The sequence below is a fragment of the uncultured Allobaculum sp. genome, assembly GCF_948576815.1.
GTDB lineage: Bacteria > Bacillota_I > Bacilli_A > Erysipelotrichales > Erysipelotrichaceae > Allobaculum > Allobaculum fili.
Genome location: NZ_CAPAEZ010000081.1, coordinates 1 through 10,358 on the forward strand (window position 1 = coordinate 1; position 10,358 = coordinate 10,358).

Sequence of the window (10,358 nt, forward strand, 5' to 3'; positions counted from 1 at the left end):
TATTTCAACTAACCAAGGGTGGGCCGCCGCGCGCGGGGGCCTATGAATGAAAAAAGAGCCTTCGTTTGGACGGCTGTCCAGACAAAGACTGTTTTTTTGGATGGGTTTGTGATTATTCAACTTTTTCGAAATCGGATTTCGAAGCTCCGCAAAGAGGGCAAACCCAGTCTTCAGGAAGATCTTCGAATGCGGTTCCAGCTGGGATGCCGTTATCGGGATCGCCGACAGCCGGATCGTACTCATATCCGCAAAGTGTGCAAACGTACTTGTCCATTGTGTATCTCCTTTATGTTTAAAACCACATAAAGTATACCATGGAACTGTTTGGTCAAAGTCCGAAAAGCCGCTGTTTTTACCGGGAGAGAAGGCAATTTAAAAATCGGCCGTCTCCAGAGAATGCAGAGGGGATAAAATCCGAAAAGTGCGATGGCAAAAAGAATTTAGAGACAGGGAATCAGAGCGCTGATCGAGGGAGCAGAACCGGACTCACAGTAAGACAAACGCATGCTGTACCTTTTGAACTTAGCGTTTTGTCCTGGGCAGAAAGTGCATAGAAACTGATTTCAAATCCATCAGACCTGAGGCCGTTAATTCGCCTCAGGTTTTCCTTTGTCTGTATTGCTGTTTCAGCTGCGATTTAAAAGCAGCCCTGCGCTAAATATGGCAGGAAAAAAGCCTGAATTCTCTTCCTGGTCTGGATTGGAATCCGCCAATCCGCCTGGTATCCTGGCATTAAACGGAGGAAAGAAAAATGTCCAATTCTGAGCCAATTCCAAAAATCGAGAAATACGAAAACATTGAAGTGCTGGTGCCTTCGCTGGATTTGATGGCGGGGAAAATTCTGTATGAATATCTCTTTGAAAGCAAAGGGGTAGTCCAGATTGAAATCGAACTTCTGGGTGATCAGTATTTTCGAGGATTTCTTCCCAAATGCATTCTGAATTATTATGGAGTCAACACCGATCCCAGCTGCGGAAACCGCGGACTGTATAAATACTATTCGTACCAGGATGTCATGGAGCACCTGCTTTTTTCTTTGGATCCGAAGACCCGCCAGATCGGCGAGCGTATATTTGCATATCGCAATCCTTACGGGACACTTGCCTGAAACCAAGTGGAAGCCTTCTCTTTGACTTACTCACCTTTCAAAGAGGCTTCCGTGATCGGTTCGCCCGTGCTCTTTAATCGCTCTGCCTGTAAGTCTTTCTTTTTCTGCGTGCTGGGTCGCATGCAACGTACCTTTGCAAAAACGGCGTTTCTTTCCGATCGGCTTTTATGCCGCAGGGAAGAAACGCCGTTTTATTACTGGGGAAAAGAATGGGCCAGAGAAGGGGTTATTTAGCTTTGAGCGTCACCAGATCTTTCATTCCATCGGTGAGATAAATATCGAAAGTATCGGTGGAAAGATCCGGGGTTACGTTCACGGTTCCTTTATCGACGATCCAGATGGCCTGCAGACCGATCTTTTTACAGAGAGCTAGGCCGTCTTCAACGCTCATGCAAAACAGAGCGGTCGACATGCCGTCGCAGTAGGCAGAATCCTGATCCACGACGGTAACGGAGCGCATGTAACGGGCTGGATAGCCGGTGGTCGGATCGACAATATGGGCGTAGCGCTGTCCGTCAATCAGGACGTAACGCTGATAGTCGCCGGATGTTACAAAGCAGGAGGGATCTGCAAGCGAGCAGGTGAGAAGGGAATCGCTGCCATCCGGATCCTGAATGCCGACTTTCCAGTTTTTGCCGTCCGGCTTGTGGCCGATCAGAACGACGTTGCCGCCGGCATTGATCAGGCCTTCTTCCAGACCGGCTTCGACCAGACGATCGGCAGCCAGCTGTGCGGTATAGCCTTTGGCAATAGCACCAAAATCGAGGGCGGCGTCTTCGCCGGTCAGCGTGATGGTGTTTCCATCGACTTTAACGCCGTTCACGGAATCTTTGTTGATGGCATCTTCGACTTCCTGTGCAGAAGGAAGGACAGGATCACTCTCGTCCATGACCGCTCGCCATAAGGCGGTGAGATTGCCCTGCGCCGGATCGAACTTGTTATTGACGGCATGAATCTGAAGGGCGTCGTTGTAGACTTCGATCATTTTTTCGTCCACTTCAAAAGGCGTATTGCGCGGGGCGTTATTGATCGTGTACAGGCTGACGACGGTATCGTCGGCTGGCGGGTTGACGGCATCAAAGATGGCCGAACATTCCAGAAAGGTATCGCGGACGATCTGAAGCCAGCGGTCAAAATCGGCTTCATTGCTGGTGGTCTTGAAGGTGACCGGGGTATCGAATCCGACATCAATCATCGTTGTCGAGCGCGACTGCACTTCGCCTTTGGATGCGTCTTTGGGCGAAGAAAGATATAGCGTAAAGGAAATCGTCAGCGCCAGTACGCAGATGGCGGCAACAATCCAGGCACCGATATGGTTTTTGTGCTCTGGTCTGTTTTTTTCCTTTTCTTTATTGCTATCTTTATCGTTTTCCTCTAGATCGTTTTTGTTTTCGGAATCGTTTTTGAACTCGGATTTGTTTTGGGACGAGAAATTTTCGTTTTCGTTCTCTTTTAAATTTTCGGTATTTGTATTCGTCTGGGCTTCCTCTCCGGCAGCTGCAGGAGCGTCTGACGATGCTGAAGCGTTTTGATCGTTTTCGTTTGGCATAATTTTCTTTCCTATTTTATATGGGTAAGTATGGATCGTAAGCAGGGAACTCCGGGCAGGCCGTAAGAACTGCGAACTCGCCGAAATGGATGAATCCGTCTGGAGGTTCCGTTTGGTGTTCCGTCAGGGCGTTTTTCCAGGTTGCAGGGATAGCACCGGAATCTGCGCGAGGAGAACTGGTCTGTTTTGCAGAATGCGCAGGCAGACCGGTAACAGTATACCGGATTTTGAAACAGGGCTTCCGTTTAAGCAAGACTTCCCGTATGTCGAAAATTCGGCTCGACTCTGCAAATTTTCCATTCTGACGTCTGCAGGGAAAGGTCTGGGCATGCGCTTTGGCGCTCTGTATCGCTCTGTATGGGGAAGGCAAAGTCCTGGATGCGTTCGACAGGGAATCCACAATCCGCAGACACCAGATACGAATTGTCAAATAAATGTGTTAGCCGCATTTGATTTTCTATGCAATGGTTACTAAAATTGGGTTGAACTGCATTGAAAGGAAGAAAAGTATGTCACTTTTATTAGGGCCAATGTGTCAGCACATCCCTGGTAGAAAAGGATTGACGGATCACAGCGATGCGAAAACTCTCATGCCGAAAAAGGAAGTTTATATTCCTCTTTTCGCAGGCAACAATTCGCAGGTCGAAATCCTCGTCAATGAAGGAGACCACGTAAAGATCGGTACCCGTCTTGCCAATACCAAATCGGCATTTCCGGTTCCTGTTTACTCTTCGGTTTCCGGTATCTACAAAGGAACTGTCAAACGGCCTCATAACAGTCTGAAACCTCAGCCGCACATGGTGATTGAGCTGGATGCTGTCCAGGAAAAACAGCAGGCTTTTGAACCGCTTGACTGGACTCGCGCGAGTCACGAAGAGATGGTCGAATTTGTTAAGAACGCCGGTATCATCGGTCAGGGCGGTGCCGGCTTCCCGACCTACGTGAAGTATCTGAACGTGGAAAAAATCGACACCCTCATTATCAACGCCGTGGAATGTGAACCGTATATTACTGCGGACTACAAATGCATCATGGATGAAGTACAGGACTTCGTACATGGCGTGCGCATTCTGCAGAAAATGGCAGAAGTCAAAACCGTAAAAATCGGTGTCAAGAAAACGCACCCGGACCTGATTAACTACATCCGTGAAGAAATCAGCCGTGAAAACGCAGCCGGCATCGAAGTAACCCCTGTACCCGATGTCTACCCAATGGGCGGCGAACGTACCCTGATCCGTACGATTCTCAAGAGAGAATACGATCGTCTCCCTGGCGAATGCGGCGTTATCGTAAACAACGCGGAAACCGCGATTCTGGTTGCGCACGCTTTTGAAAACGGCGAAGCGCTCTCCAAGAAATACGTAACCTTCTCCGGTGAAGGGCTGAAGTATCCGGTAAACGTTTTTGTACCGGTCGGCATGTGCGTGGCGGAAATCATCGAACAGCTCGGCGGCTTCATCGAAAAAGTGGATTCGCTCAAGCTGATTGCCGGCGGTCCAATGATGGGCAAGGCCATGATTTCCGATCAGATCTGCATTGACCGCGCCATGAACGCGATCACCGTTCTGAAAAACGAAAACGAGCCGGAAATGACCTGCATGCGTTGCGGACGCTGTACCGCACACTGCCCGATGGGCCTGCAGCCGGTTCGCATTTCCAATGCGGTCAAGGCCAACGACACCGTGGAAATGGAAAAACGCGGTGCGATGCTCTGTATCGAATGCGGCCTGTGCACCTATGTCTGCCCAAGCCACATTCAGGTTACCGAAAATGTCCGCAAAGCCAAGCGTACGCTGGCTATGAAGGCGAAGAGAAAGTAGAGGGATACGAGAATGAAATTTGCCTTTCATGTAAGCCCGAACCTTCAGTCGTCGAATTCCACGCAGAAAATCATGCGCAATCTGACCATTGGTCTTCTGATTGTGTTTGCGGCTTCCGATATTTATTACTTCGTTCGCTGGGGTGCAGCGTTCGGTCTGCAGGCGCTTCTGCTTCTGGGCTGCTCGCTGATCACCACCTTCGTGTGCGAAGCTATCTTTGCGAAAGTAAAGAAAGAGAACATCAAGGATTTCATCACCCACTCCTTTGGATGGGTAACGTCCCTGATTCTCGTTATGATGTGCCCGATCACCATCCCGCCTTATGCGGTAATTATCGCGACGATCTTTGCGATCGTATTTGGCCGTCTGGTGTTCGGCGGATTTGGATTTAACATTTTCAACCCGGCTGCTGTAGGCCGTGCAGTCATCTTTGCTTCCTTCTCCGGTGCAGCGACCGCGTCTCTGGTTACAACCAGTGCAACCCCGACTACGCTGATGGCCAACGCCTTCAACTGGCTGCCGGGAACCGAAGCGGCGCTGGATGCCTACCTCGATTCCGTAGGCGGATGGTCGAGCCTGTTCATGGGCTTCTACCCTGGTGCAATCGGTGAAACGATGTCTCTGCTGATCCTTCTGATCGGCATCTGGCTTATTGTCAAAAACGTCATCGACTGGCGTATTCCTGTGTTCTATCTTGGAACCATCGCGGTGATCGCCATGATTATCGCCATTGCGACCGGAATCGAATCCTGGCACGGTGTTCCCGGATTCATCTGGTACCCTCTGCTTCACCTGCTGACGGGCGGCGTTATTTTCGGCGGCGTATTCATGCTGACCGATCCGGTAACGATGCCGACCGTTCCATCCGGACGCATTTTCTTTGCGATGTGCGCAGCGGCCATTACCGTTCTGATTCGTGTAAAAGGCAACCTGCCGGAAGGATGCATGTACTCCATTCTGATCATGAATACCTTCACGCCGATGATTGAATCCGCTCTGGACGCTCCGCAGCTCAAACAGATGAAAAAGGCCTGGACCATGATTGCCTGCGCTGCTGTATTTGCCGTGTGCGTCGGCTTCTATGGTGCTACGGAAAAACCGCAGAGAGCCATTCCGTCTGAACTGAAGGAAACCGCTGTACTCGTAATGAATACAGAAAACGAAGGGAAGGTGGCGTAAGTCATGAAAAAAGACAGTCCAGCTTACCTGGCCATCTTCCTGGCCGTCGTTGCTGCCATCGCAGGCGGCGCGCTCTCCTTTGCCAACTCCATGACCGCTCCGGTCATCAAGTCCAATGATGAAAAAGCCGAAAAGGCTTCGCTTCTGGAAATGTATCCGGAAGCTTCCGTGGACGACTTCAAGGTCGTAGATACCGCCGACATCACACCGGACAACCCGGAAGTCGAAGGCGTTTACACCTATGAAGGAAATATTGTCATCTTCAAGTGCACTGTAGCCGGCTATGACGGCGGAACCACGTTCCTTGTCGGCATTAACAATGACGACGGAACGATCAGCGCCTTCAAGGCCATTTCCAACGGCGACACCAAAGGCATCGGTTCGCAGATTATGGATGAGCCGTTTGCGCAGTCCATTATCGGAAAGGATGCTGCCAGAGAACTCGATACCATTTCCGGTGCCACAAGAACTTCTCAGCCTGTAGTCGATGCCATTAACAAATGTGCAGAGCTGGCTTCTGAAGTAGAATAGGAGACCGTCAGATGAATCGAATGCAAAACTTCAAAAACGGTCTGATCAAGGAAAACCCTGTTTTCGGACTGTACCTTGGCCTTTGCTCTACTCTGGCCATTACCACAAGTCTTAACAATGCGATTGGTATGGGTGTTGCGGTAATCTGCGTTCTGATTGTTTCCAACATGATCATTTCCGCAATCCGCAAGCTTGTTCCCGACGATATCCGTATCCCGGTTTATATCGTCATCATCGCTACGCTTGTAAAAATTATCCAGCTGCTGATTAAGGCGTATGCCCCGGCTCTGGATACTTCTCTTGGCGTCTTCATTCCGCTGATCGTTGTAAACTGCATCATCCTTGGCCGTGCCGAAGCCTTCGCTTCCAAAAACGGTGTATGGGATTCCGCACTCGACGGTCTGGGAATGGGTCTTGGCTATCTGCTCGCCGTACTGGCCATGTCTCTGATCCGTCAGATTCTGTCCACTGGCGTTCTGTCCATGACCAACCCGTTCAACGAGGCGCAGACGCTCTTCTCCATTACTCTGATTCCGGAAAGCTTTACCATTTCTCTGTTTGGTTCTCCGGTGGGTGCCTTTGTTACCTTTGCCTGCCTGGCTGCTGCACTGACAGCCTATAAGAGCCATGCAGCCAAAAAAGAAGAAGCTGCCCAGAAAGCACAGAAAGAGGCAGCCGCTAAAGCAGCGGCAGCCGGAAAGGCGGCTTAATGTATGATCGGTGAACTGATTGCTCTTCTGATCACTTCCGTTCTGCTCAACAACGCGATTCTGAACCAGTTCCTGGGTCTCTGCCCGTTCATGGGTGTATCCAGAAAGAAATCGAGCGCGCTGGGCATGGGCATGGCGGTTGTCTTCGTCATTTTCGCAGCCGGTGTTGTAACCTACGCGCTTTACTACCTGGTTCTTGTTCCTCTCAAACTGGAATACATGGACCTGGTTACTTTTATTCTTGTTATCGCTTCGCTTGTACAGCTCACGGAAATGTTCCTCAAAAAGAAGTCACCTGCTCTGTACAAATCCCTAGGTGTTTATCTGCCGCTGATCACGACCAACTGCGTTGTACTCAACGTCTGCCTGGTTAACATCTCCAACGGATACGACATTGCACACATGCTCGTATACACAATCGGTACTCCGTTAGGCTTCGCTCTGGTGCTGTACATCTTCTCCTGCATCCGCGAACGTCTCGATACCGCTGATGTTCCTGCCTGCTTTAAAGGCAACCCTGTCGCTCTGATCGTTGCCGGCCTCATGGCCATGGCCTTCTCCGGACTGACAGGAATCATTTAATGGATAACATCGGACGTATTCTTCTGGCGATCCTGTTTTTCGGAGCGCTGGTCGGTCTGTATGTCTTCCTGTTTCTTAAAAACAGAAAGACACCGAAGCCGGAAGGATGCGAAAATCTCACTCCGGACTGTTCGGGCTGCCGGGATCTCTCGTGCCCGAACCATCCTAAAGAAGAAAGTTGAGGTCACATGATGGTACAGGCTATTCTGATGATGCTCGTTCTGGGCGCCATTCTGGGCGCAGGACTTGGCGTCGCTGCCAAAGTATTCCATGTGGAACCCGATACGCGTGTTGAGTTTGTTACCTCCAAGCTGCCAGGCTACAACTGCGGCGGCTGCGGCTATCCAGGCTGCAGCGGTTTCGCGGACGCCATGGTCAGCGGAGATACCGACTCCTGGAAGTGCAAACCGTGCAAAGCGGATGCCAAAGCCGAAATTATCGACTACCTGAAAAACACACCGGGTCCAGACGGAAAAACCGTTACGATCAAAGGTTAATTTCGATACAGAATACAGAAGGACGCTGCGGCGTCCTTTTTTATATTCACAGTAGTGAAACCGCTTTTTTACCTGTATAAAATTGATTAAATCAAATAGTATCGCGGGGTTTGGGCATAGTTTGTCAAAAATATGTGAATTTCATTGGCCAGGAAGGGGGAAAAGGGAGTACTCTCTTCCCATCAGAAACGGCAAAGGCGCCGAAACAGTTATCCAACGGCGGATAACAAGTTTCGGCGCCTTTTTCTTTTTCTAAAAAAATGAAAAGGAGGAACATATATGCTTCAGGAAGCTTTATCGCAGATCTTTCAGATCTGGTATCTGATCGGTGCCGCCCTGGTCTTCTTCATGCAGGCGGGATTCGCCATGGTCGAGGGTGGATTCACCCGGGCGAAGAACGCAGGAAATATCATCATGAAAAACACCATGGACTTCTGTCTTGGTACGGTTGCCTTTCTGCTTGTCGGCTACTCGCTGATGTGTGGAGCCGGCAATGGATTTGTCGGCTGGGGACTCCATCCGCTGACCGACTTTGGCGGCACGGACTGGTCCCTGTTCACGTTCAACCTCGTCTTCTGTGCCACAGCGGCTACAGTCGTTTCCGGTGCCATGGCTGAACGTACGAAATTTCTTTCCTACTGCATCTACTCGATCATCATTTCTCTTCTGATCTATCCGATCGAAGCCCACTGGGTCTGGGGACCTGGCGGATGGCTGGCATCCCTTGGGTTTCATGATTTTGCCGGTTCGGCAGTTATTCATTATGTCGGAGGCACATGTGCACTGATCGGCGCAGCGATGCTGGGAGCACGTATTGGCAAATACGATAAGAACGGAAAACCAAGAGGTATTCCAGGTCATAACATTATGATCGGCGCCCTGGGCGTATTCATCCTCTGGTTTGGCTGGTACGGATTCAACGGTGCCGCCGCCGTAAACCAGACTCAGCTGGCAACAATCTTTGCCACCACAACCCTGGCTCCGTCTCTGGCAGCCTGCACCACAATGATCTACACTTGGATCCGCTACAAAAAGCCGGACGTAGCCTTGACTTTAAACGCAGCCCTTGGCGGTCTGGTAGCAATCACTGCTGGATGTGATGCAGTAAATGCTCTGGGCGCCTGCATCATTGGTATTCTCGCCGGTCTGGTTGTTCCATTTCTGACCTGGCTTCTCGATTACAAACTGAAAGTTGATGATCCCGTTGGTGCCGTTCCCGTTCACTTCGGATGCGGAATTCTGGGAACCATCTGCGTAGGTCTCTTTGCCTGCGGCACTGATTCAATGCCGGAAGCGGTTGGACTGTTCTATGGCGGCGGCTTCCATCAGCTCGGCATTCAGCTCCTTGGTCTGCTGACAATCGGCATCTGGACAGCCTGCACAATCGGCCTGACCTTCTTTGCAATTAAAAAGACAATTGGTCTTCGCGTATCTCCAAAAGAAGAGATCCGCGGTCTCGATATTGAGGAACACGGCCTGGCTTCCGCCTACGCAGGCTTCGCTATGGAAACCGAAGTTCTTGCTGATGACGAAAGCGAACCCGAACCCCTGTCGGCTTTTCCGGAAGCAGCTATCTCCGATGCGGTTCCTGCAGCTATTCTTGGGAGCGCGGAGAGCGGTATGCATAAAGTAGTGATTGTATCTGCCATCGATAAATTCGAACGTCTGAAAAAGGAACTCGAAAAAATCGGTATCGGCGGCATGACCGTATCCAATGTCATGGGTATGGGCGTACAGAAAGGCCAGCCTATCTATTACAAAGGCGCCGAAGTGCAGAGCCGGCTGCTGCCGAAAATGCAGGCCGAAGTCGTGGTATCCAAAGTGCCTGTAAAGGACGTTGTCGAAGCCGCGCAGAAAGCGCTCTATACTGGAAATATCGGTGACGGCAAGATCTTCGTCTATCCTGTTGAGGAAGTTGTTCGAATCTCGACCGGTGAGGCCGGTGCCAAAGCGCTCGATTACGAAAAATAATCATCTGATTCTCGTTCGGAACGAAACTTTACCAACAGCCGCAGACAGCCGAAAGAGTACAGTCACTTTCACATCTCTTTTTGAACCCTTCGTCAGTGAACTCCTTTAATTTGCACCCTTCAAACGATTCAGACGGCAGAAGATGCCGCAGCTCTTCCGGCTTGTCTCTTCAATACTCTGCGCGGCTTTGAGCATAATTCGGCCCTGGATTTTGTTCAAAGCCCAGCAGAAAAATATTGCAATCCTTTCAACATTTCATTTCTCAAATCTGTTTCTTATTCCAGGCAGAGCGGCAGCGGTTTATGCTGCCGCTCTTTTTTTCATTCATGGACCCCGCGCGCGGGATCCTATGAATGAAATGTGAAAGTCTTTAGATGATTTAAGGCACGACGAAAAGCCCTCCTTGCGAAG

11 protein-coding genes are annotated in these 10,358 nt (G+C 50.3%); 9 read left to right on the forward strand and 2 right to left on the reverse strand.

Going from position 1 to position 10,358, the window contains the following annotated elements:
* Positions 1-112: 112 nt before the first annotated feature.
* Positions 113-274, reverse strand: a complete 162-nt coding sequence (gene rd, locus Q2J39_RS09530) for a rubredoxin (protein WP_230268435.1) — start codon at positions 272-274, stop codon at positions 113-115.
* 477 nt (positions 275-751) lie between these two features.
* Here rd and Q2J39_RS09535 point away from each other — a divergent pair, with 477 nt between their 5' ends.
* Positions 752-1,108 carry a hypothetical protein gene (locus Q2J39_RS09535; protein ID WP_288340384.1) on the forward strand — a complete coding sequence of 119 codons (357 nt, stop codon included), beginning with the start codon at positions 752-754 and terminating at the stop codon, positions 1,106-1,108.
* Positions 1,109-1,334: 226 nt separating this feature from the next.
* On the opposite strand, the gene Q2J39_RS09540 is transcribed toward Q2J39_RS09535, so the two are convergent.
* Positions 1,335-2,657 (reverse strand): FAD:protein FMN transferase, encoded by a 1,323-nt coding sequence (locus Q2J39_RS09540; RefSeq protein ID WP_230268433.1) that lies wholly within the window; start codon positions 2,655-2,657, stop codon positions 1,335-1,337.
* Between the two features lie 509 nt (positions 2,658-3,166).
* Here Q2J39_RS09540 and Q2J39_RS09545 point away from each other — a divergent pair.
* The 8 genes from Q2J39_RS09545 to Q2J39_RS09580 all read left to right on the forward strand — a co-directional run bounded on the left by Q2J39_RS09545 (position 3,167) and on the right by Q2J39_RS09580 (position 9,947).
* The gene (locus Q2J39_RS09545) at positions 3,167-4,477 is read left to right on the forward strand and encodes an RnfABCDGE type electron transport complex subunit C (RefSeq protein WP_288340381.1); all 1,311 of its coding nucleotides are present in this window, start codon (positions 3,167-3,169) and stop codon (positions 4,475-4,477) included.
* 12 nt (positions 4,478-4,489) lie between these two features.
* Positions 4,490-5,656, forward strand: a complete 1,167-nt coding sequence (locus tag Q2J39_RS09550) for an RnfABCDGE type electron transport complex subunit D (protein ID WP_288340379.1) — start codon at positions 4,490-4,492, stop codon at positions 5,654-5,656.
* Between the two features lie 3 nt (positions 5,657-5,659).
* Positions 5,660-6,187, forward strand: coding sequence for an FMN-binding protein (locus Q2J39_RS09555; protein WP_288340377.1), 528 nt, complete (start codon positions 5,660-5,662; stop codon positions 6,185-6,187).
* Positions 6,188-6,198: 11 nt separating this feature from the next.
* Positions 6,199-6,897 (forward strand): electron transport complex subunit RsxE, encoded by a 699-nt coding sequence (rsxE, locus tag Q2J39_RS09560; RefSeq protein WP_288340376.1) that lies wholly within the window; start codon positions 6,199-6,201, stop codon positions 6,895-6,897.
* A 3-nt stretch (positions 6,898-6,900) separates the two neighbouring features.
* The gene (locus Q2J39_RS09565; RefSeq protein WP_230268428.1) at positions 6,901-7,479 is read left to right on the forward strand and encodes an electron transport complex protein RnfA; all 579 of its coding nucleotides are present in this window, start codon (positions 6,901-6,903) and stop codon (positions 7,477-7,479) included.
* Positions 7,479-7,661 (forward strand): hypothetical protein, encoded by a 183-nt coding sequence (locus tag Q2J39_RS09570; RefSeq protein ID WP_230268427.1) that lies wholly within the window; start codon positions 7,479-7,481, stop codon positions 7,659-7,661. The genes Q2J39_RS09565 and Q2J39_RS09570 overlap by 1 nt, the downstream gene beginning before the upstream one ends.
* A 9-nt stretch (positions 7,662-7,670) precedes the next feature.
* Positions 7,671-7,976: a (Fe-S)-binding protein gene (locus tag Q2J39_RS09575; protein WP_230268436.1), complete on the forward strand. Its 306-nt coding sequence runs from the start codon at positions 7,671-7,673 to the stop codon at positions 7,974-7,976.
* Positions 7,977-8,255: 279 nt separating this feature from the next.
* Positions 8,256-9,947, forward strand: a complete 1,692-nt coding sequence (locus Q2J39_RS09580) for an ammonium transporter (protein ID WP_288340374.1) — start codon at positions 8,256-8,258, stop codon at positions 9,945-9,947.
* Positions 9,948-10,358 lie beyond the last annotated feature (411 nt).

Coding starts and splice junctions, on each gene's coding strand:
- rd (WP_230268435.1), bottom strand. CDS start 274: ATGGACAAGTACGTTTGCACACTTTGCGGATATGAGTACGATCCGGCT.
- Q2J39_RS09535 (WP_288340384.1), top strand. CDS start 752: ATGTCCAATTCTGAGCCAATTCCAAAAATCGAGAAATACGAAAACATT.
- Q2J39_RS09540 (WP_230268433.1), bottom strand. CDS start 2,657: ATGCCAAACGAAAACGATCAAAACGCTTCAGCATCGTCAGACGCTCCT.
- Q2J39_RS09545 (WP_288340381.1), top strand. CDS start 3,167: ATGTCACTTTTATTAGGGCCAATGTGTCAGCACATCCCTGGTAGAAAA.
- Q2J39_RS09550 (WP_288340379.1), top strand. CDS start 4,490: ATGAAATTTGCCTTTCATGTAAGCCCGAACCTTCAGTCGTCGAATTCC.
- Q2J39_RS09555 (WP_288340377.1), top strand. CDS start 5,660: ATGAAAAAAGACAGTCCAGCTTACCTGGCCATCTTCCTGGCCGTCGTT.
- rsxE (WP_288340376.1), top strand. CDS start 6,199: ATGAATCGAATGCAAAACTTCAAAAACGGTCTGATCAAGGAAAACCCT.
- Q2J39_RS09565 (WP_230268428.1), top strand. CDS start 6,901: ATGATCGGTGAACTGATTGCTCTTCTGATCACTTCCGTTCTGCTCAAC.
- Q2J39_RS09570 (WP_230268427.1), top strand. CDS start 7,479: ATGGATAACATCGGACGTATTCTTCTGGCGATCCTGTTTTTCGGAGCG.
- Q2J39_RS09575 (WP_230268436.1), top strand. CDS start 7,671: ATGGTACAGGCTATTCTGATGATGCTCGTTCTGGGCGCCATTCTGGGC.
- Q2J39_RS09580 (WP_288340374.1), top strand. CDS start 8,256: ATGCTTCAGGAAGCTTTATCGCAGATCTTTCAGATCTGGTATCTGATC.